This window comes from Kitasatospora sp. NPDC048662 (assembly GCF_055587065.1).
In genome coordinates this window covers 799,786-820,293 of record NZ_JBVJHA010000002.1, presented here as the reverse complement: position 1 = coordinate 820,293, position 20,508 = coordinate 799,786, and the positions used below count along the sequence as shown (strand labels likewise).

18 protein-coding genes are annotated in these 20,508 nt (G+C 70.3%); all 18 read left to right on the top strand.

Annotated elements, in window-relative coordinates; all coding sequences use genetic code 11:
* The first annotated feature begins 77 nt into the window (after positions 1-77).
* The 18 genes from ACZ6R9_RS09635 (at position 78) to ACZ6R9_RS09550 (ending at position 20,507) form a co-directional block, all read left to right on the top strand.
* Positions 78-1,358, top strand: a complete 1,281-nt coding sequence (locus ACZ6R9_RS09635; RefSeq protein WP_380479446.1) for a geranylgeranyl reductase family protein — start codon at positions 78-80, stop codon at positions 1,356-1,358.
* A 532-nt stretch (positions 1,359-1,890) separates the two neighbouring features.
* Positions 1,891-2,250, top strand: a complete 360-nt coding sequence (locus ACZ6R9_RS09630; protein ID WP_014137597.1) for an NADH-quinone oxidoreductase subunit A — start codon at positions 1,891-1,893, stop codon at positions 2,248-2,250.
* Between the two features lie 78 nt (positions 2,251-2,328).
* A complete protein-coding gene (locus ACZ6R9_RS09625) occupies positions 2,329-2,883 on the top strand; it encodes a NuoB/complex I 20 kDa subunit family protein (protein ID WP_035865125.1) in 555 nt (184 codons plus the stop codon).
* Positions 2,880-3,620 carry an NADH-quinone oxidoreductase subunit C gene (locus ACZ6R9_RS09620; protein WP_465537485.1) on the top strand — a complete coding sequence of 247 codons (741 nt, stop codon included), beginning with the start codon at positions 2,880-2,882 and terminating at the stop codon, positions 3,618-3,620. Before ACZ6R9_RS09625 ends, ACZ6R9_RS09620 begins: the two co-directional genes overlap by 4 nt.
* The gene (locus ACZ6R9_RS09615) at positions 3,620-4,948 is read left to right on the top strand and encodes an NADH-quinone oxidoreductase subunit D (protein WP_465537483.1); all 1,329 of its coding nucleotides are present in this window, start codon (positions 3,620-3,622) and stop codon (positions 4,946-4,948) included. Before ACZ6R9_RS09620 ends, ACZ6R9_RS09615 begins: the two co-directional genes overlap by 1 nt.
* Entirely contained in the window at positions 4,945-5,685 is a 741-nt protein-coding gene (gene nuoE / locus ACZ6R9_RS09610; protein WP_465537481.1) for an NADH-quinone oxidoreductase subunit NuoE, read from the top strand. The genes ACZ6R9_RS09615 and nuoE overlap by 4 nt, the downstream gene beginning before the upstream one ends.
* A complete protein-coding gene (gene nuoF, locus ACZ6R9_RS09605; protein WP_380479455.1) occupies positions 5,685-7,043 on the top strand; it encodes an NADH-quinone oxidoreductase subunit NuoF in 1,359 nt (452 codons plus the stop codon). Before nuoE ends, nuoF begins: the two co-directional genes overlap by 1 nt.
* Positions 7,040-9,490 (top strand): NADH-quinone oxidoreductase subunit G, encoded by a 2,451-nt coding sequence (locus ACZ6R9_RS09600; RefSeq protein WP_465537476.1) that lies wholly within the window; start codon positions 7,040-7,042, stop codon positions 9,488-9,490. Before nuoF ends, ACZ6R9_RS09600 begins: the two co-directional genes overlap by 4 nt.
* Positions 9,484-10,842 carry an NADH-quinone oxidoreductase subunit NuoH gene (gene nuoH / locus ACZ6R9_RS09595; protein WP_380479458.1) on the top strand — a complete coding sequence of 453 codons (1,359 nt, stop codon included), beginning with the start codon at positions 9,484-9,486 and terminating at the stop codon, positions 10,840-10,842. Before ACZ6R9_RS09600 ends, nuoH begins: the two co-directional genes overlap by 7 nt.
* An 8-nt stretch (positions 10,843-10,850) precedes the next feature.
* Positions 10,851-11,432, top strand: a complete 582-nt coding sequence (gene nuoI / locus ACZ6R9_RS09590; protein ID WP_380479460.1) for an NADH-quinone oxidoreductase subunit NuoI — start codon at positions 10,851-10,853, stop codon at positions 11,430-11,432.
* Positions 11,429-12,280 (top strand): NADH-quinone oxidoreductase subunit J, encoded by an 852-nt coding sequence (locus ACZ6R9_RS09585; protein WP_380479462.1) that lies wholly within the window; start codon positions 11,429-11,431, stop codon positions 12,278-12,280. Before nuoI ends, ACZ6R9_RS09585 begins: the two co-directional genes overlap by 4 nt.
* On the top strand, positions 12,277-12,576 hold the full coding sequence (gene nuoK / locus ACZ6R9_RS09580) for an NADH-quinone oxidoreductase subunit NuoK (RefSeq protein WP_380479464.1): 300 nt from the start codon (positions 12,277-12,279) through the stop codon (positions 12,574-12,576). The genes ACZ6R9_RS09585 and nuoK overlap by 4 nt, the downstream gene beginning before the upstream one ends.
* A 15-nt stretch (positions 12,577-12,591) precedes the next feature.
* Entirely contained in the window at positions 12,592-14,487 is a 1,896-nt protein-coding gene (nuoL, locus tag ACZ6R9_RS09575) for an NADH-quinone oxidoreductase subunit L (protein ID WP_465537473.1), read from the top strand.
* Complete coding sequence (locus tag ACZ6R9_RS09570) at positions 14,487-16,100, top strand: NADH-quinone oxidoreductase subunit M (RefSeq protein ID WP_380479468.1); 1,614 nt, start codon at positions 14,487-14,489, stop codon at positions 16,098-16,100. The genes nuoL and ACZ6R9_RS09570 overlap by 1 nt, the downstream gene beginning before the upstream one ends.
* Positions 16,097-17,734 carry an NADH-quinone oxidoreductase subunit NuoN gene (nuoN, locus tag ACZ6R9_RS09565; protein ID WP_380479471.1) on the top strand — a complete coding sequence of 546 codons (1,638 nt, stop codon included), beginning with the start codon at positions 16,097-16,099 and terminating at the stop codon, positions 17,732-17,734. The genes ACZ6R9_RS09570 and nuoN overlap by 4 nt, the downstream gene beginning before the upstream one ends.
* Before the next feature lie 143 nt (positions 17,735-17,877).
* Positions 17,878-18,462 (top strand): Uma2 family endonuclease, encoded by a 585-nt coding sequence (locus ACZ6R9_RS09560; protein WP_380479474.1) that lies wholly within the window; start codon positions 17,878-17,880, stop codon positions 18,460-18,462.
* 163 nt (positions 18,463-18,625) lie between these two features.
* Positions 18,626-19,639, top strand: coding sequence for a polyprenyl synthetase family protein (locus ACZ6R9_RS09555; protein ID WP_380479475.1), 1,014 nt, complete (start codon positions 18,626-18,628; stop codon positions 19,637-19,639).
* Between the two features lie 208 nt (positions 19,640-19,847).
* Positions 19,848-20,507 carry a response regulator gene (locus ACZ6R9_RS09550; protein WP_380479866.1) on the top strand — a complete coding sequence of 220 codons (660 nt, stop codon included), beginning with the start codon at positions 19,848-19,850 and terminating at the stop codon, positions 20,505-20,507.
* The last annotated feature ends 1 nt before the right edge of the window (position 20,508 follow it).

Below are 20,508 nucleotides of genomic sequence, written 5' to 3'. Positions count from 1 at the left end.
GACTCCGTTTCCGTTTCCGTTGACGGAGGGTCCGGACCCGACCATCCGTGACCCCGACGCGCTCAGGAGAGAGCCGAATGACCGAGACCGCCGTGGAGTCCACCGCCGACGTCATCGTGGTCGGGGCCGGTCCGGCCGGCTCCACCACCGCGTACTGGCTGGCCCAGGCGGGCCTGGACGTGCTGCTGCTGGAGAAGACCGAGTTCCCGCGCGAGAAGGTGTGCGGTGACGGCCTGACGCCGCGCGCCGTCAAGCAGCTGGTGGACATGGGCATCGACGTGTCCGCCGAGAACGGCTGGCTGCGCAACAAGGGCCTGCGGATCATCGGCGGCGGCGTCCGGCTGGAGCTGGACTGGCCGGAGCTGGCCTCGTTCCCCGACTACGGACTGGTCCGCAAGCGCGCCGACTTCGACGAACTGCTGGCCCGTCAGGCGCAGAAGGCCGGCGCCCGGCTGTACGAGAACTGCAACGTCAGCGGCCCGATCCAGGACCGCACCGGCCGAATCACCGGCGTCACCGCCAAGCTCGGCCCGGAGAAGCGTGAAGTCGCCTTCCACGCCCCGCTGGTGGTCGCCGCCGACGGCAACTCCACCCGGCTGTCGCTGGCCATGGGCCTGCACCGGATCGAGTCCCGGCCGATGGGCGTCGCCTACCGGACGTACTTCACCTCGCCCCGGCACGACGACGACTACCTGGAGTCCTGGCTGGAGCTGTGGGACACCCGCGGCGGGCAGAAGAAGCTGCTGCCCGGCTACGGCTGGATCTTCGGCATGGGCGACGGCACCTCCAACGTCGGCCTCGGCATCCTCAACTCCTCGCCGGCGTTCGGTGACCTGAACTGGCGCGAGGTGCTGAAGAGCTGGTGCGCCGGCATGCCCGAGGAGTGGGGCTACACGCCGGAGAACATGACCGAGCCGATCCGCGGCGCGGCCCTGCCGATGGCCTTCAACCGCCAGCCGCACTACACCCGGGGCCTGCTGCTGGTCGGCGACGCCGGCGGCATGGTCAACCCGTTCAACGGCGAGGGCATCGCCTATGCGATGGAATCCGGCCAGCTCGCCGCCGGCGTCATCGTCCAGGCCATGGCCCGCATCACCCCCGAGGGCCGCGAGCGGGCGCTGGCCCGCTACCCGCAGATCCTCAAGGACACCTACGGCGGCTACTACACCCTCGGCCGCGCGTTCGTGAAGCTCATCGGCAACGACCGCGTCATGCGCATCGCCGCCGAGCGGGGCCTCACCCACCCGGTCCTGATGAAGTTCGTCCTCAAGCTCCTCGCCAACCTCACCGACCCCACCGGCGGCGACGCCGCCGACCGCATCATCAACGGCCTCGCGAAGGTCGCACCCCGGGCCTGATCCGGGAGGCTGCCGAACAACGGCGGCGGGCAGGCGGAGATCGCCTGCCCGCCGCCGTTTCGCGTGCCGGGGGGCTGCTGGCGCCGTCGGGGGGCGGGGGTGCTCGGGAGCTTGTGAATGAAGGGTCAAGCGGGTGCCGTGCGGGGTCCACCTGGCGGGTGAGGTCCTCTATCACGTAAACGCGATCACTCCGAAATTTGCTTGTTCCGCCGCAGAATTGATATAGGCCGTGGTCAAACAGCGGTCGCTTCGCGGTGGGTTGCGACTGTATGTGGCCAATTGCCTGCTCTGGGTCGAACAGTGGTGCCCCATCCTGCTCCGTGCGGGTTCGTCGGGTGGCGAAGGTCACAAAGATCGTCGGGAACTGCGTGTCGCAGATCACAAGCGGACAGGCATAGGATGCGCTCCTACCTGGCTTTGTGAACTGCCTCACATGGAGCCGGATCTCACGAAGTGGATCATCGGTTCACCGCTGGTGACCTGGTGGTTCCGATCTGCAGTCAAGGACGACTGGACGGAGGGAGCGGGGGCTATGAATGCCTACGCGCCGATCCTCGTACTCGGTGCCATCGCCGCGGCGTTCGCGGTCGGCTCCGTCGTGATGGCCTCGCTCACCGGCCCGAAGCGCTACAACCGGGCCAAGTTGGAGGCGTACGAGTGCGGCATCGAACCGACCCCGCAGCCCGTGGGCGGCGGTCGGTTCCCGATCAAGTACTACCTGACGGCGATGCTGTTCATCGTCTTCGACATCGAGATCGTCTTCCTCTACCCGTGGGCGGTCAGCTTCGACGCCCTGGGGATCTTCGGGCTGGTCGAGATGCTCCTGTTCATCGCCACCGTGTTCGTCGCCTACGCCTACGTGTGGCGCCGCGGCGGCCTGGAGTGGGACTGACCCCCGACCCCGTTTGTGCTGCGTCGCTTGTGAACTGGCGGACAAGCCACCGGACTCGAAGGCATTGAGAGGGAACTGATGGGTATCGAGGAGAAGCTGCCGAGCGGCTTTCTGCTCACCAGCGTGGAGGCCGCCGCGGGCTGGGTGCGGAAGGCTTCGGTCTTCCCGGCCACCTTCGGGCTCGCCTGCTGCGCGATCGAGATGATGACCACCGGCGCGGGCCGTTACGACCTGGCCCGGTTCGGCATGGAGGTGTTCCGCGGTTCGCCGCGGCAGGCCGACCTGATGATCGTGGCCGGCCGGGTCAGCCAGAAGATGGCCCCGGTGCTGCGCCAGGTGTACGACCAGATGCCGAACCCCAAGTGGGTCATCTCGATGGGCGTGTGCGCCTCCTCCGGCGGCATGTTCAACAACTACGCGATCGTCCAGGGCGTCGATCACATCGTCCCCGTGGACATCTACCTGCCGGGCTGCCCGCCCCGCCCGGAGATGCTGCTGGACGCGATCCTCAAGCTGCACGACAAGATCCAGCACGAGAAGCTCGGCGTGAACCGCCGCCGGGCCGAGGAGGAGGCCGAGCGCCTCGCGCTGCAGGCCACCCCGACCAGTGAGATGCGGGGGCTGCTGCGATGAGCGAGCAGGGCAAGGCCGAGAACGAGAAGGCCGAGAACGAGAAGGCCGAGGTTCCGGCGACCAGGCGGGAGATCCCGGTCGAGGTGGTCGGCACCCGGCAGGGGATGTTCGGTGCGCACGGCACCGGCGACACCTCGGGTTTCGGCGGGCTGAACGCCCCGATCGTGCTGCCCGGCCCGAGCGAGCGCCCGTACGGAGGCTACTTCGACGAGGTGGCGGACGAGTTCGAGGGCGCGCTGGAGGAGCAGGGCCTCGACGTGGACGAGGTGATCGAGAAGACCGTCGTGGACCGCGGCGAACTGACCTTCCACGTCGCCCGCGAGCACCTGCTGAAGGCGGTGCGGATCCTGCGCGACGACCCGGCGCTGCGGTTCGAACTGTGCCTGGGCGTCAGCGGTGTGCACTACCCGAGCGAGGTGGGCCGGGAGCTGCACGCGGTCTACCACCTGCGTTCGATCACCCACGGCCGGCTGATCCGGATCGAGGTGACCGCGCCCGACGCGGACCCGCGGATCCCCTCGGTGGTGAGCGTCTACCCGACCAACGACTGGCACGAGCGGGAGACCTACGACTTCTTCGGCCTGGTCTTCGAGGGCCACCCGGCGCTCACCCGGATCATGATGCCGGACGACTGGCTGGGGCACCCGCAGCGCAAGGACTACCCGCTCGGAGGCATTCCCGTCGAGTACAAGGGCGCCCAGATCCCGGCGCCCGACCAGCGGAGGTCGTACACCTGATGAGCAGCACACACTACGAAGCGGGCTCCAGGGAGACCACCGAAGGACGGGTGTTCACCGTCACCGGTGGCGACTGGGGCGAGGTCGCCGAGGCCGTCGCGGGCGCCGACGACGAGCGGATCATCGTCAACATGGGCCCGCAGCACCCGTCCACCCACGGTGTGCTGCGGCTGATCCTGGAGATCGACGGTGAGACGGTCACCGAGGCCCGCTGCGGCATCGGTTACCTGCACACCGGCATCGAGAAGAACATGGAGTTCCGCAACTGGGTGCAGGGCACCACGTTCGTGACGCGGATGGACTACCTCACTCCGCTGTACAACGAGACCGCCTACTGCCTGGCCGTGGAGAAGCTCCTCGGGATCACCGCCGACATCCCCGAACGGGCGTCCGTGATCCGGGTGTTGATGATGGAGCTGAATCGGATCTCCTCGCACCTGGTGGCGCTCGCCACCGGCGGTATGGAGATCGGCTCCACCACCCTGATGATCTACGGCTTCCGCGACCGCGAGGTCGTCCTGGACATCTTCGAGCTGGTCACCGGCCTGCGGATGAACCACGCCTACGTCCGCCCCGGCGGGCTGGCCCAGGACCTGCCGCCCGGCGCGGTCGACAAGATCCGCGAAGGCGTCAAGCTGCTCCGCTCCCGGATGCACGAGTACGACAAACTCGCCACCGACAACCCGGTGTTCAAGGCCCGCCTGGTCGACGTCGGCTTCCTCGACCTGCCCGGCTGCCTGGCGCTCGGCGCCACCGGCCCGGTCCTGCGCTCCACCGGGCTGCCGCACGACCTGCGCAAGACCGACCCGTACTGCGGGTACGAGAACTACGAGTTCGACGTCGCGACGGCCGACAGCTGCGACTCCTACGGGCGGTTCGTCATCCGCCTGGAGGAGATGAAGCAGTCGCTGCGGATCGTCGAGCAGTGCCTGGACCGGCTGAAGCCCGGACCGGTGATGGTCGCCGACAAGAAGATCGCCTGGCCCGCCCAACTCGCCGTCGGCCCCGACGGCATGGGCAACTCGCTGGACCACATCCGGAAGATCATGGGCACCTCGATGGAGGCCCTGATCCACCACTTCAAGCTGGTCACCGAGGGCTTCAAGGTGCCGGTCGGCCAGGCGTACGCGGCCGTGGAGTCGCCCAAGGGCGAGCTCGGGGTGCACGTGGTCAGCGACGGCGGCACCCGGCCCTACCGGGTGCACTTCCGCGACCCGTCGTTCACCAACCTGCAGACGATGGCGGCGATGTGCGAGGGCGGCCAGGTGGCCGACGTGATCGTGGCAGTGGCCGGGATCGACCCGGTGATGGGAGGCGTGGACCGGTGAGCAGCACAGAACTCGGACTGCCGGCGCTGCCGGCCAAGCCCTACCCGCCGGAGGTGGAGCAGCGGCTGGCCGCCGACGCCGCCGAACTGATCGCCCGTTACCCGCACTCCCGCTCCGCGCTGCTGCCGCTGCTGCACCTGGTGCAGGCCGAGGAGGGCTACGTCTCGGCGACCGGAATCCGGTTCTGCGCCGAGCAGTTGGACCTCACCACCGCCGAGGTCACCGCGGTCGCCACCTTCTACACCATGTACCGGCGCCGCCCGGCCGGCGAGTACCACGTCGGGGTGTGCACCAACACGCTGTGCGCGGTGCTCGGCGGCGACCAGATCTTCGACGAGCTGAAGCAGCACCTGGAGATCGAGAACAACCGCACCACCGAGGACGGCGCGATCTCGATCGAGCGGATCGAGTGCAACGCGGCCTGCGACTACGCGCCCGTGGTGATGGTGAACTGGGAGTTCTTCGACAACCAAACCCCGGAATCCGCACGGGAGTTGGTGGACCGGCTGCGCGCGGGCGAGGAAGTCCGGCCGACCCGCGGCGCGAAGCTCTGTTCGTTCAAGGAGACCTCCCGGATCCTGGCCGGCTTCGCCGACGAACGCGAGGGCGCGGTCGACGAGTCCGGCGCCGGCGGCGCGCCCTCGCTGGCCGGCCTGCGGCTGGCCAAGGGCGAGGCACTGCCCGGCACCCCGGGCGCCAAGGTGGTCTCCCCCCGGCACGAAGGGACGGAAGCGTGATGACCTCCGCCGAGCCGGCCGAGAAGCTGCTCTCCCCCGTCCTCTCCGCGTCCTGGGACGACCACCGCCCCTGGACGCTCGAAACCTACCGCCGGCACGGCGGCTACGACGGCCTGCGGGCCGCCCTGGCGATGGCCCCGGACGACGTGATCGCCCTGGTCAAGGACTCCGGCCTGCGCGGCCGCGGCGGCGCCGGCTTCCCCACCGGCATGAAGTGGCAGTTCATCCCGCAGAACGACGGCAAACCGCACTACCTGGTGGTCAACGCCGACGAGTCCGAGCCGGGCACCTGCAAGGACATTCCGCTGCTGTTCGCCAACCCGCACGCACTGATCGAGGGCATGGCGATCGCCTCGTACGCGATCCGCTGCAACCACGCCTTCATCTACCTGCGTGGCGAGGTCGTTCCGGTGCTGCGCCGCCTCCACGCCGCCGTCGCCGAGGCGTACCGGGCCGGGTTCCTCGGCAAGGACGCCCTCGGCGAGGGCATCGACCTGGACATCACCGTGCACGCGGGCGCCGGCGCGTACATCTGCGGCGAGGAGACCGCGCTGCTGGACTCGCTGGAGGGCCGCCGCGGCCAGCCCCGGCTGCGCCCGCCGTTCCCGGCGATCGCCGGCCTGTACGCCTGCCCGACGGTGGTCAACAACGTCGAGTCGATCGCCTCGGTGCCGCCGATCCTGGCCCGCGGCAAGGACTGGTTCAAGTCGCTGGGCACCGAGAAGTCGCCCGGCTTCACGCTGTACTCGCTGTCCGGGCACGTCACCAACCCCGGCCAGTACGAGGCCCCGCTCGGCATCACGCTCCGCCAGCTGCTGGAGATGTCCGGCGGCGTCCGGTCCGGGCACCGGCTCAAGTTCTGGACGCCGGGCGGCTCGTCCACCCCGATGTTCACCGACGAGCACCTCGACGTCCCGCTCGACTACGAGGGCGTCGGCGCGGCCGGCTCGATGCTCGGCACCAAGGCCCTGCAGGTGTTCGACGAGACCACCTGCGTGGTGCGGGCGGTCACCCGGTGGACCGAGTTCTACGCCCACGAGTCCTGCGGCAAGTGCACCCCCTGCCGGGAGGGCACCTACTGGCTGGTCCAGCTGCTGAAGCGGATCGAGGCCGGCCAGGGCGTGCCCGGCGACCTGGAGAAGCTGCTGGACATCGCCGACAACATCAACGGCAAGTCCTTCTGCGCGCTGGGCGACGGCGCCGCCAGCCCGATCGTCTCCTCGCTGCAGCACTTCCGCGCCGAGTACGAGCAGCACATCAACGAGCACCGCTGCCCGTTCGACCCGGCGGCCTCCACCGTCTGGGCCGACCAGGCCTCCGTCCACGAGTCCGCCACCGAGAGGGAGGTGCACGCGTGACGGTCACAGAGCCTTCGTCCACCCGGACCGAGCTGGTCACGCTCACCATCGACGGCGTCGAAGTCAGCGTCCCCAAGGGCACGTTGGTGATCCGCGCCGCCGAGCAGATCGGCACCCAGATCCCGCGCTTCTGCGACCACCCGCTGCTCGACCCCGCCGGGGCGTGCCGCCAGTGCATCGTGGAGGTCGAGGGGCAGCGCAAGCCGGTCGCCTCCTGCACCATCCCGGTCGCCGAGGGCATGGTGGTGCGCACCCAGCTGTCCTCGCCGGTCGCCGAGAAGGCGCAGCGCGGCGTGATGGAACTGCTGCTGATCAACCACCCGCTGGACTGCCCGGTCTGCGACAAGGGCGGCGAGTGCCCGCTGCAGAACCAGGCGATGTCCACCGGCGACGCGGAGTCCCGGTTCGAGGGGGTCAAGCGGACGTACGAGAAGCCGATCCCGCTCTCCACCCAGGTGCTGCTGGACCGGGAGCGGTGCGTGCTGTGCGCGCGCTGCACCCGGTTCTCGCAGCAGATCGCCGGTGACCCGTTCATCGACCTGGTCGAGCGCGGCGCGCTCCAGCAGGTCGGCACCGGCGTGGACCAGCCGCTGGACTCGTACTTCTCCGGCAACACCATCCAGATCTGCCCGGTCGGCGCGCTCACCTCCGCCGCCTACCGGTTCCGCTCCCGCCCGTTCGACCTGGTGTCCTCCCCGTCCGTGTGCGAGCACTGCTCGGCGGGCTGCGGGCAGCGCACCGACCACCGGCGCGGCAAGGTGCTGCGGCGGCTGGCCGGCAACGAGCCGGAGGTCAACGAGGAGTGGGACTGCGACAAGGGCCGGTTCGCGTTCCGCTACGCCCAGCAGCGGGACCGTTTCACCTCGCCGATGGTCCGCCAGGACGGCGAACTCGTCGCCGTGTCCTGGCCGGAGGCGCTCGCCAAGGCCGCCGAGGGGCTGCGCGGCAAGCGGGCCGCGGCGCTGGCCGGTGGCCGGGTCACCGTCGAGGACGCCTACGGCTGGGGCAAGTTCGCGCGGCTCGCGCTCGGCACCAACGACGTCGACTTCCGGGCCCGCCCGCACAGCGGCGAGGAGGCCGAGTTCCTGGCCGCGGTCGTCGCCGGGCACGGCACGGACGTGGACGGCGGCGGCGTGACGTACCGCGAGCTGGAGGCCGCACCGGCCGTGCTGCTGGCCGGACTCGAGGCCGAGGAGGAGGTGCCGATCGTCTTCCTGCGGCTGCGCAAGGCCAACCGGGCGAGCGGGCTGCGGGTGTTCTCGATCGCCTCGCACGCCAGCCGCGGCCTCGCCAAGCTGCACGGCGCGCTGCTGCCCGCCGCCCCCGGCACCGAGGCCGAGTGGCTCGGCGCGCTCGCGGGCGACGAGGTGCTCGCCGACGACGCGGGACGCTGCGCCGACGCGCTGCGCTCCCCGGGCGCGGTGATCCTGGTCGGCGAACGGCTCGCCCAGACCGCCGGCGGCCTGACCGCCGCGCTGCGCCTGGCGCACACCACCGGGGCGAAGCTCGCCTGGGTGCCGCGCCGGGCCGGCGAGCGCGGCGCGGTCGAGTCGGGCGTCCTGCCCGGGCTGCTGCCCGGCGGCCGGGCCGTCGAGGTGCCCGCCGCCCGCGCCGAGGCCGCCGCGCACTGGGGCGTCGACGAGCTGCCCGCCGCCCCCGGCCGGGACACCGGCCGGATCCTGGCCGCCGCCGCCGAGGGCGAGCTGGACGCGCTGGTGATCGGCGGCGTCGGCCTGGACGACCTGCCGGATCCGGCGCTCGCCGAACAGGCCCTGGAGCGCGCGGAGTTCGTGCTCTCGCTGGAGCTGCGCCCGTCCGCCGTGACGGCGCACGCCGATGTGGTGCTGCCGGTCGCCGCCGTCGCCGAGAAGGCCGGCACCTTCCTGGACTGGGAGGGCCGGGTGCGGATGTTCGAACCGGCCATCAAGCCCGACCAGCTGATGGGCCGGCACCTGCACGCGGACGTCCGGGTGCTGTCGATGGTCGCGGACGCGCTGGAGCGGCCGATCGGCCTGCCCGACGTCCGGGCGGCCCGGCTGGAGCTGGACCGTTTCGCCCCCTGGCAGGGCGACCGCCCGGCCGAGCCCGCCGCGCACCCCGCCGCGCTGCCCCGCCCCGTCACCGGGCAGGCCGTGCTGGCCGGGCACCGGATGCTGCTCGACAACGGCTCGCTGCAGGACGGCGACGAGCACCTGGCCGGCACCCGGCACCCGGTGGTGGCCCGGCTGTCCGCCGCCACGGCCGCCGAGATCGGCGCCACTGGCGCGCTGCTGCGGGTCTCCGGCCCGGCCGGGTCGCTGACCCTGCCGCTGGAGGTCACCGACGCGATGCCGGACCGCACGGTCTGGCTGCCGCTCAACTCGACGCCCGGCGGCGGCGTGCACCGCACGCTCGGCACCACGCTCGGCCACCTGGTCACCATCGCCCCGGCGGAGGAATCATGCTGAGTCTTGCCGCGGAGCAGCCCAGGATGGTCGCTGCCGCGTACGACACCCTCGGCTACTTCGGCCGCGACCCGTGGTGGCTGGTGCTGCTGAAGGCGGTGTTCTGCTTCGCCTTCCTGGTGCTGACGGTGCTGATCGCGATCGTCTGGGAGCGCAAGGTCGTCGCCTGGATGCAGCTGCGGATCGGCCCCAACCGGCACGGGCCGTGGGGGCTGCTCCAGTCGCTGGCCGACGGTGTGAAGCTGGCGCTGAAGGAAGACCTGGTGGTCAAGGGCGCCGACAAGGCGGTCTACCTGCTGGCGCCGATCGTCGCGGCGATCCCCGCGTTCATGGCGTTCGCGGTGATCCCGTTCGGCCCGGCCGGCAACGAGGTGTCGATCTTCGGCACCCGCACCCCGCTCCAGCTCACCGACCTGCCGATCGCGCTGCTGTACATCCTGGCCACCGCCTCGGTGGGCATCTACGGCATCGTGCTGGCGGGCTGGTCGTCCGGCTCGACGTACCCGCTGCTCGGCGGTATCCGCTCGTCCGCCCAGATGATCAGCTACGAGATCGCGATGGGCCTGTCGTTCGCGGCGGTGTTCATCTACTCGGGCTCGATGTCGACCTCGGAGATCGTCTCCTCGCAGCAGCCGACCTGGTTCGCGGTGCTGCTGCCGGTGTCCTTCATCGTCTACATCATCGCCATGGTCGGCGAGACCAACCGCGCCCCGTTCGACCTCCCGGAGGCCGAGGGCGAGCTGGTCGGCGGCTTCAACACCGAGTACTCCTCGCTGAAGTTCGCGATGTTCATGCTGGCCGAGTACGTCAACATGGTCACCGTCTCGGCGGTCGCCTCGACGCTGTTCCTCGGCGGCTGGCGGGCCCCGTGGCCGATCTCCACCTTCTGGGAGGGCGCCAACCACGGCTGGTGGCCGATGCTGTGGATCGTGCTGAAGATCCAGCTGCTGCTGTTCTTCTTCATCTGGCTGCGCGGCACGCTGCCCCGGCTGCGCTACGACCAGTTCATGAGGCTCGGCTGGAAGGTGCTGATCCCGGTCTCCCTGGTGTGGCTGGTGATGGTGTCCGCGGTGCGGGCGCTGCGCAACGAGGGCTACGACTTCACCAAGGTGCTGCTGTACGTGGGCGCCCCGCTGGCGGCGATCCTGCTGATCGCGCTGGTGGCGGACGTGGTCCGGAGGAAGCCCGCGGAGCCGCCCGCCGCCGCCCCGCCCGAGGCGTTCGACCCGATGGCCGGCGGCTACCCGGTGCCGCCGCTGCCCGGTCAGGAACTGCCGCCCGTCCCGCGCCGCCGTCGCCGGAACCCGCAACTCCAGGACGCCCTCAACGGGGCCGACCATTCCGAAGGGAGCTGAGCCCCACCATGTCTGACGAATCCTCGGAGAAGTCGGTCCTCGGGCCGGCCGCCGGCTTCGGCGTGACCTTCAAGGCCATGTTCAAGAAGCGGCTCACCGAGCAGTACCCGGAGTACAAGAAGCCCACCGCTCCACGCTTCCACGGCCGCCACCAGCTGAACCGGCACCCGGACGGCCTGGAGAAGTGCATCGGCTGCGAGCTGTGCGCCTGGGCCTGCCCGGCCGACGCGATCTACGTCGAGGGCGCCGACAACCGCGACGAGGAGCGGTACTCGCCCGGCGAACGCTACGGCGCGGTCTACCAGATCAACTACGCCCGCTGCATCCTGTGCGGGCTGTGCATCGAGGCCTGCCCGACCCGGGCGCTCACCATGACCAACGAGTACGAGCTCGCCGACTCCACCCGGCAGGACCTGATCTTCACCAAGGAGCAGCTGCTGGTCGGGCTGACCGAGGGCATGGTCGACTCGCCGCACGCGATCTACCCCGGCGCCGACGAGGGCGCCTACTACCGGGGCGAGATCACCGGCGCCGCGCCGGGCACCGTGCAGCAGGAGAAGCACGCGCGCGACAAGGAGGCGCAGTCATGACCTCCACCGGCGAGGCCGTGCAGTTCTGGGTGCTGGCCGTGATCGCGGTCGGCGGGGCGCTCGGCATGCTGCTGATGAAGAAGGCGGTGCATTCGGCGCTCTGCCTGGCCGCCACCATGCTGTCGCTGGCGGTCTGCTACCTGGCGCAGGGCGCGGTGTTCCTGGGCGTGGTGCAGATCGTGGTGTACACCGGCGCGATCATGATGCTGTTCCTGTTCGTGGTGATGCTGGTCGGCGTCTCCTCGGCGGACTCGTTGAAGGAGCAGCTGAAGGGCCAGCGGATCGCCGCCGTGCTGTGCGGCGTGGGCTTCGGCGTGCTGCTGATCGCCGGCCTGGCGAACGCGAAGCTGTCGCACTTCACCGGCCTGTCCGAGGCGAACGCCGAGGGCAACGTGCAGGGCCTGGCGAAGCTGATCTTCACCAAGTACGTCTGGGCGTTCGAGGTGACGGGCGCGCTGCTGATCACCGCGGCGATCGGCGCGATGGTGCTGACCCACCGCGAGCGGATCCGCGAGCGCCTGACGCAGCGTCAACTCGCCGCGCAGCGCGTCAAGGACAACATCCAGGTGCCGCCGCTGCCCGCCCCCGGCGTGTACGCCCGGCACAACGCGGTGGACGTCCCGGCGCTGCTGCCCGACGGCACCGTCGCCGAGGACTCGGTGATGGGCACCCTGCGCGAGCGCGGCCAGATCCGCGACGTCAGCCAGGAGATGCTGGAGCGGATGGCCGAGCTGGAGGAGAGCACCGCCGACTGGCTCGGCCGGCCGTCCTCCGCCCGTCCGAAGGTCACCGGACCCCGCCAGGCGCTGGAGACCGTGCCGACCCCGACCAAGGAGGAGGCGGAGTGAACCCGGTCAACTACCTGTACCTCGCCGCGCTGCTGTTCACCATCGGCGCCTCCGGCGTGCTGATCCGGCGCAACGCGATCGTGCTGTTCATGTGCGTGGAGCTGATGCTGAACGCCTCGAACCTGGCGCTGGTCACCTTCTCCCGGCTGCACGGCAACCTGGACGGCCAGATCCTCGCGTTCTTCACCATGGTGGTCGCGGCGGCCGAGGTCGTGGTCGGCCTCGCCATCATCATCGCCATCTTCCGGACCAGGCACTCCGCTTCGGTCGACGACAGCAACCTGATGAAGCTGTAGGCGGAGGGCCCTTCAGTGAACTCTCTCATTCCGCTGCTGGTCGCGGCGCCGCTGGCCGGCGCTGCCCTGCTGCTGCTCGGCGGACGGGCCCTGGACCGGTTCGGGCACTGGATCGCGACCGCACTCGCGGCGCTGTCCTTCGCCTTCGGCCTCGCCCTGTTCGCGGACATGCTCGGCCGCGACACCGCGCACCGGGCCGTGATCGAGCGGCTGTACACCTGGATCCCGGTGGACGGCTTCCGGGCCGACATCGCCTTCCAGCTCGACCAACTGTCCATCACCTTCGTGCTGTTGATCACCGGCGTCGGCAGCCTGATCCACCTGTACTCGGTGGGTTACATGGCGCACGACGAGCGCCGCCGCCGGTTCTTCGGCTACCTGAACCTGTTCCTGGCCGCCATGCTGATCCTGGTGCTGGCCGACAACTACCTTCTGCTGTACCTCGGTTGGGAGGGCGTGGGTCTCGCGTCGTACCTGCTGATCGGGTTCTGGCAGCACAAGCCGAGCGCCGCGACGGCCGCCAAGAAGGCGTTCATCGTCAACCGGGTCGGCGACATGGGCCTGTCCATCGCGATCATGCTGATGTTCGCGGAGTTCGGCTCGTTCACCTTCGGCCCGGTGTTCGGCGCGGCGGACGAGGCGAGCCAGGGCAAGCTCACCGCGATCGCGCTGATGCTGCTGCTCGCCGCCTGCGGCAAGTCCGCCCAGGTGCCGCTGCAGTCCTGGCTGGGCGACGCGATGGAGGGTCCGACCCCGGTCTCCGCGCTGATCCACGCCGCCACCATGGTCACCGCCGGCGTCTACCTGATCACCCGCTCCGCGGCGATCTTCGACCTGGCCCCCGACGCGCAGCTGGTCGTCGTGGTGGTCGGCGCGGTGACGCTGCTGTTCGGTGCGATCGTCGGTTGCGCGAAGGACGACATCAAGAAGGCGCTGGCCGGCTCGACCATGTCGCAGATCGGCTACATGATCATGGCGGCCGGCCTCGGCCCGATCGGCTACGCCTTCGCGATCATGCACCTGGTCACCCACGGCTTCTTCAAGGCCGGGCTGTTCCTCGGCGCCGGGTCGGTCATGCACGGCATGAACGACGAGGTGAACATGCGGCACTACGGCGGCCTGCGGAAGTACATGCCGGTCACCTTCGCCACCTTCGGCCTCGGCTACCTGGCGATCATCGGCTTCCCCGGTCTGTCCGGCTTCTTCTCCAAGGACAAGATCATCGAGGCGGCGTTCGCGAAGGGCGGCACCGAGGGCTGGATCCTCGGCCTGTGCGCCCTGACCGGCGCGGCCGTCACCGCGTTCTACATGACCCGGGTGATGGTGCTGACCTTCTTCGGCGAGAAGCGCTGGCAGCCCGACGCGGACGGCAACGAGCCGCACCCGCACGAGTCGCCGAAGACCATGACCATCCCGATGACCGTGCTGGCCTTCGGCTCGGTGTTCGCCGGCGGACTGTTCGCCTTCGGCAGCTCCTTCCTGCACTGGCTGGAGCCCGTCACCGGCCACGAGGAGGGCCACTCCCCGCTCGCGCCGATCGTCGTCACCGCGCTCACCACCGTGTGCATGCTGGCCGGCGTCGGCCTGGCCTGGCTGATGTACGGCCGCAGCCCCGTCCCGGTGCAGCCGCCGGTCGGCTCGCTGCTCACCCGGGCCGCCCGCCGTGACCTGCTGCAGGACGACTTCAACCACGCCGTCCTGGTCCGGCCCGGCTCGGCGCTCGCCGCCACCCTGGTCTGGTTCGACAGCAGGGGCCTGGACGGCTTCGTCAACGGCCTGGCCGCCGCCATCGGCGGCCTGTCCGGCCGGCTGCGCCGGATCCAGACCGGATACGTCCGGACGTACGCGCTCTCCATGTTCGGCGGCACGCTGGTGCTGGTCGCCTCCACTCTCCTGATGAGGTCGGTCTGATGAGCTACCTCCTCTCCGCCACCTGTGCCGTCCCGGCCGCCGGAGCAGTGCTCACCGCTGCCCTCCCGGCCGGCACCAGCGAGTCCCGGCGGCGCACCACCAAGGCCGTCGCGCTCGCCGTCTCGGCGGCCACCCTGGGCCTGGCGATCGCGGTCGCCGCCTCCTTCGAACCCGACGGCCCCCGTTACCAGTTGACCGAGTCCTACAGCTGGATCAGGTCCTTCGGGATCAACTTCTCGCTCGGCGCGGACGGCATCGGCACCGTGCTGGCCCTGCTCACCGCCGTGCTGGTGCCGCTGGTGATGCTGGCCGGCTGGCACGACGCGGACCCGGCGGCGCCCGAGGGCTCCTTCGAGTCCAAGCGCCGCACCCAGGGCTTCTTCGCCCTGATCCTCGCCGTCGAGGCGATGGTGCTGGTGTCCTTCCTGGCCACCGACGTGTTCGTGTTCTACGTGTTCTTCGAAGCCATGCTGATCCCGATGTACTTCCTGATCGGCGGCTTCGGCGACCGGGCCGGCGGACCGGAGTCGGCCCGCCAACGTTCCTACGCGGCAGTCAAGTTCCTGCTGTACAACCTGCTCGGCGGGCTGGTCATGCTGGCCGCCGTGATCGGCCTGTACGTGGTGGCCGCGGACCAGGGTCTGGCGACGTTCAGCCTGCCCGCGCTGACCGACGCGATCTCCTCCGGCAAGCTGGTGATCGACCCGACCGCGCAGCGCGCGCTGTTCCTCGGCTTCTTCTTCGCCTTCGCGGTGAAGGCCCCGATGTGGCCGCTGCACACCTGGCTGCCGAACGCGATGGGGGAGTCCACCGCCGGAACCGCCGTGCTGATCACGGCAGTTGTCGACAAGGTCGGCACCTTCGCGATGCTCCGGTTCTGCCTCGGCCTGTTCCCGGACGCCTCGAAGACCTTCGCCCCGGCGATCCTGGTGCTGTCGCTGATCGGCATCGTCTACGGCGCGCTGGTCGCGATCGCACAGAAGGACATCAAGCGGCTGGTCGCCTACGCGTCCATCTCGCACTTCGGGTTCATCATCATGGGCATCTTCGCGATGACCAGCCAGGGTCAGTCCGGCGCCACCCTCTACATGGTCAACCACGGCATCTCCACCGCCGCGTGGATGCTGGTCGCGGGCTTCCTGATCTCCCGCCGCGGCTCGCGCCTGATCGCCGACTACGGCGGCGTGCAGAAGGTCGCCCCCGTGCTGGCCGGGACGTTCCTGATCGGCGGACTCGCCACCCTGTCACTGCCCGGGATGGCCCCGTTCGTCAGTGAATTCCTGGTCCTGGTCGGCACGTTCACCCGCTACCCGGTGATCGGCATCATCGCCACCTTCGGCATCGTGCTGGCCGCGCTGTACGCGTTGATGCTGTACCAGCGCACCATGACCGGCCCGGTGAAGGACTCCGTGCAGGGCATGCCCGACCTGAAGGCCCGTGAACTCGCCGTCGTCGCCCCGCTGGTGGCCCTCACCCTGCTGCTCGGCGTCTACCCGCAGCCGCTCACCAGGATGGTGAACCCGGCCGTCAACGACACCCTCAGCCAGGTCCACCGGATCGATCCCGCGCCCGCCCACCCGGTGGCCGCCACCAACGGAGGTGAGCAGAAGTGATCGCCACCCACGCGCTGGCCGCCGCCGGCGGCAACAGTCCGAGCATCCCCGCCCCGCACATCGAGTACGGCCAACTCTCGCCGATGCTCGTGGTGTTCGGCGCCGCCCTGGCCGGCGTCCTGGCCGAGGCGTTCCTGCCGCGCCGGCTGCGCGCCTCCGCCCAGCTGGGCATCTCCCTGGTCGGCCTGGTCGGCGGGTTCGTCGCCGTGGTGGTGCTCGCCGCCCAGGGCCACGCCTCCACCAGGGCCGGGCTGTTGGCGATGGGCTCGGTCGCCATCGACGGCCCCGCGCTGTTCCTGCAGGGCGTCATCCTGCTGACCGCCGTCCTCGCCGTCCTCACCTACGCCGAGGGCCGCCTGGAGCCACGCATCAACGGCCACCGGATCGACGCGTTCACCGCGCAGGCCGCCGCCGTCCCCGGCGGCGAGCAGGAACGCGAGGCCACCCGCGAGGGCCTGCGGACCACCGAGATCTACCCGCTCACCCTGTTCGCGGTCGGCGGCATGCTGCTCTTCCCCGCCTCCAACGACCTGCTGACCATGTTCGTGGCACTCGAAGTGCTGTCCCTGCCGCTGTACTTGATGTGCGCGATCGCCCGGCGCCGCCGCCTGCTCTCGCAGGAGGCCGCCGTCAAGTACTTCCTGCTCGGCGCCTTCGCCTCCGCGTTCTTCCTGTTCGGCACCGCCCTGCTGTACGGCTACGCGGGCACCCTCCGGCTCGGCGAGATCGCCGACGTGGTCTCCGGCGTCGCCCCCGTCACCCCCGCACTCGCCGTCACCACCCGGAACGACGCGCTGCTGCTGATCGGCCTGGCCATGCTCGCCGTCGGCCTGCTGTTCAAGGTCGGCGCGGTGCCGTTCCACTCCTGGACGCCGGACGTCTACCAGGGCGCGCCCACCCCCGTCACCGGGTTCATGGCCGCCGCCACCAAGACCGCCGCGTTCGGCGCGACACTGCGGCTGTTCTACGTCGCCTTCCCCGGCATCCGCTGGGACTGGCGGCCCGTCCTGTGGGGCGTGGCGATCCTCACCATGGTGGTCGGCGCGATCCTGGCCGTCACCCAGCAGGACGTGAAGCGCCTGCTCGCCTACTCCTCGGTCGCGCACGCCGGCTTCATCCTCACCGGCCTGATCGCCACCGACCGGCGCGGCGTCGCGGCCGTCCTCTTCTACCTGCTGGCCTACTCCTTCGTCACCCTCGGCGCGTTCGCCGTGGTCACCCTGGTGCGCGATTCCAAGGGCGAAGCCACCCACCTGTCCCACTGGGCCGGACTGGGCCGCCGCTCGCCGCTGCTCGCCGCGGTGTTCGCCCTGTTCCTGCTGGCCTTCGCGGGCATCCCGCTCACCTCCGGCTTCACCGGCAAGTTCGCCGTCTTCCAGGCCGCGGCGGGTGGCGGAGCCACCCCGCTGGTCATCGTCGGTGTGCTGTCCTCCGCGATCGCCGCCTTCTTCTACATCCGCGTCATCGTCCTGATGTTCTTCTCCGACCCCCAGCCCTCCGGCCCCGCGGTCGCCGTCCCCAGCGCCCTCACCGCCACCACCATCGCCTTCGGCGTCCTGGTCACCCTGGGCCTGGGCCTGCTCCCGCAGTACTTCCTCGACCTGGCCACCAAGGCCTCGGTCTTCATCCGCTGACCTTCCGCTTCGCGATCCGGCCCCCGCCACCACCCGGCGGGGGCCGGACTGCTGTTCGGAGGGTGAACGACGCGACGGTGAACCGATTCGGCAGCCATTGGCCGCCATAGGGTCGGCTCATAAACTGGGCACAGGAGGTGACCATGACTGCCGAACCGATCGACTGGACGTCCCCGCCCTCGGGAGGCTGGACCTACGACCAGGTCAAGGACCTCGATCTGCCCTTCGAGTTCGAGCTGGTGGATGGGGCGATCGTGGTCCGCGGTATGACCAAGCAGTGGCACGATTCCGTGCGGGACAAGCTGTACGTGGCACTCGAGCTCGCTCGGCACGATCCGTACGAAGCCAATTCCGAACGCTGCGTCATGGTCGACCCCTACAACGTGCCCAAGCCCGACGCGATCGTCTTCGACCGCCGCGGGCTCGACTTCTTCACCCTGGAGTGCGTCCCCGTTTCGGCCGTCGCGCTGGCCGTCGAGGTGGTCTCCCACGGTTCGCGCAGCGACGACCGCTTCCGTAAGCCCGGAATGTACGCCGAGGCGGGGATCCCGTTCTTCTGGCGGGTCGAGCGCGGCGAGGACGGCGACCCCGTGGTCTACGAGTTCCACCTGGACGAGGAGACCGGGGTGTACGCCCCCGCGCCGGGAGTGGCTGTGCACCACGGCAAGTTGATCACCGCCGTGCCGTTCCCGGTCGAACTCGACCTCACCCGGATCGTTCCGCGCTGACCTGCGCTCCCTGCGCCCGGCACCGCCCCGGCCCCGCCACCAGCGGCGGAAGGGCCCATGCCCGTGCAGTGATCCACTCGGGACCGGATACGCTGCCTTGTATGTGCATCGGCGGCGCTGAGGGACCGGCCCGCTGGATCGACCAGGGACAGGAGTGGTCAGCGTGACCGTCGTGGGGCCCTTCGGGCTGAGCGTGCAGGACCGCGATCTGACCCGCGACGTCCAGGCCGGGATGGAGGCCGTGGAGGCCGCCCTGATCGAGGCCGTCAAGTGCGACGTGCCCTTCATCACGGTGACCGCCAGCCACCTCATCGAGGCCGGGGGGAAGCGGTTCAGGCCGCTGCTGGTGATGCTCGCCGCCCAGTTCGGCGACCCCGGCGCGCCCGGGGTGGTGCCGTCCGCGGTGGTGGTCGAACTGACCCACCTCGCGACGCTGTACCACGACGACGTGATGGACGAGGCCCCCGTGCGGCGCGGCGCGCCCAGCGCCAACAGCCGCTGGGACAACTCGGTCGCCATCCTCACCGGCGACTTCCTGTTCTCCCGCGCCTCCCAGGTGCTCTCCGGCCTCGGCCCCGACGCCGTCCGGGTCCAGGCCGACGCGTTCGAACGGCTGGTCACCGGCCAGATCCTGGAGACCGTCGGGCCGAGCCCCGAGGACGACCCGCTGAGCCACTACCTGGACGTGCTGTCCGGCAAGACCGGCTCGCTGATCGCCGTCTCCTGCCGCTTCGGCGCGCTGATGGCCGGCGCCGAACCGTGGATCGTCGACCTGCTCACCCAGTACGGCGAGCGGATCGGCACGGCGTTCCAGCTCGCCGACGACGTCCTCGACATCGCCAGCGACGGCGACGAGTCCGGCAAGACCCCCGGCACCGACCTGCGCGAAGGCGTCCCCACGCTGCCGGTCCTGCTGCTGCGTCAGATGCCCGTAGACCCGGCCGACCCCGAGGACGTCCGGCTGCGCGAGCTCCTCGACACCGATCTGGCGTCCGACGACGCCGCCCACGCGGAAGCGCTGCGCCTGCTGCGCCGGCACCCGGCGCTGGAGCGGGCCCGCCGCGAGACGCTGCGCTACGCCGAGGAGGCACGGGCGCTGCTGGGCCCGCTGCCGGACGGGCCGGCGAAGGCGGCGTTGCAGGATCTGTGCGACACGGTGGCCATCCGCACGATGTAGCGGCTCCGAAGCGGGAGGCGCCCCACCGCAAGATCGCGACGCGGGACAATGGCTTGCATGTGGACGCGACCTGACCGTTGCGTCGGCGCTTGTCGCGCAGTTCTCCCCCAGCCCTGGCGGGCCGGGAGGTACCCCCACGCGCCCCTGGATTCGCACCCGCCAGCTTTCGCGCCCGCCGGCCTTTGCGCCCGCTAGGGTTCGTCTCATGTTGCGTGTGGTGATCGCCGAGGATTCCGTGCTGCTCCGGGAGGGGCTGACGCGGTTGCTGACGGACCGGGGGATGGAGGTCGTGGCGGGGGTCGGTGACGGGGAGGCGCTGTTGCGGGCGGTGGACGGCCTGCACGGGGAGGGCTCGTTGCCGGATGTGGTGGTGGCGGATGTGCGGATGCCGCCGACGCACACCGATGAGGGGGTGCGGGCGTGTGTGGAGTTGCGCAAGCGGCACCCGCAGCTGGGTGTGCTGGTGCTGTCGCAGCACGTGGAGGAGCAGTACGCGGGTGAGCTGCTGGCGGGTTCGACCCGCGGGGTGGGGTACCTGCTGAAGGACCGGGTCGCCGAGGTGCGGGAGTTCGTGGATGCGGTGACCCGGGTCGCGGAGGGCGGTACGGCGCTGGACCCGGAGGTGGTGCAGCAGTTGCTGAGCCGCAGCCGGCAGGTGGACACGCTGGCGAACCTGACGCCCCGTGAGCGCGAGGTGCTGGGGCTGATGGCGGAGGGCCGGACCAACGCGGCGATAGCCAAGCAACTGGTGGTGTCCGACGGTGCGGTCGAGAAGCATGTGTCGAACATCTTCCAGAAATTGCGTTTGGGTCCGAGCCAGGAGGATCACCGGCGGGTTCTCGCGGTGCTGGCGTATCTGGAGTCCTGAC

Excerpts from the sequence above, each read along its gene's own strand:
- ACZ6R9_RS09635 (WP_380479446.1), top strand. The coding sequence starts at position 78 with ATGACCGAGACCGCCGTGGAGTCCACCGCCGACGTCATCGTGGTCGGG.
- ACZ6R9_RS09630 (WP_014137597.1), top strand. The coding sequence starts at position 1,891 with ATGAATGCCTACGCGCCGATCCTCGTACTCGGTGCCATCGCCGCGGCG.
- ACZ6R9_RS09625 (WP_035865125.1), top strand. The coding sequence starts at position 2,329 with ATGGGTATCGAGGAGAAGCTGCCGAGCGGCTTTCTGCTCACCAGCGTG.
- ACZ6R9_RS09620 (WP_465537485.1), top strand. The coding sequence starts at position 2,880 with ATGAGCGAGCAGGGCAAGGCCGAGAACGAGAAGGCCGAGAACGAGAAG.
- ACZ6R9_RS09615 (WP_465537483.1), top strand. The coding sequence starts at position 3,620 with ATGAGCAGCACACACTACGAAGCGGGCTCCAGGGAGACCACCGAAGGA.
- nuoF (WP_380479455.1), top strand. The coding sequence starts at position 5,685 with ATGACCTCCGCCGAGCCGGCCGAGAAGCTGCTCTCCCCCGTCCTCTCC.
- nuoH (WP_380479458.1), top strand. The coding sequence starts at position 9,484 with ATGCTGAGTCTTGCCGCGGAGCAGCCCAGGATGGTCGCTGCCGCGTAC.
- nuoI (WP_380479460.1), top strand. The coding sequence starts at position 10,851 with ATGTCTGACGAATCCTCGGAGAAGTCGGTCCTCGGGCCGGCCGCCGGC.
- ACZ6R9_RS09585 (WP_380479462.1), top strand. The coding sequence starts at position 11,429 with ATGACCTCCACCGGCGAGGCCGTGCAGTTCTGGGTGCTGGCCGTGATC.
- ACZ6R9_RS09570 (WP_380479468.1), top strand. The coding sequence starts at position 14,487 with ATGAGCTACCTCCTCTCCGCCACCTGTGCCGTCCCGGCCGCCGGAGCA.
- ACZ6R9_RS09560 (WP_380479474.1), top strand. The coding sequence starts at position 17,878 with ATGACTGCCGAACCGATCGACTGGACGTCCCCGCCCTCGGGAGGCTGG.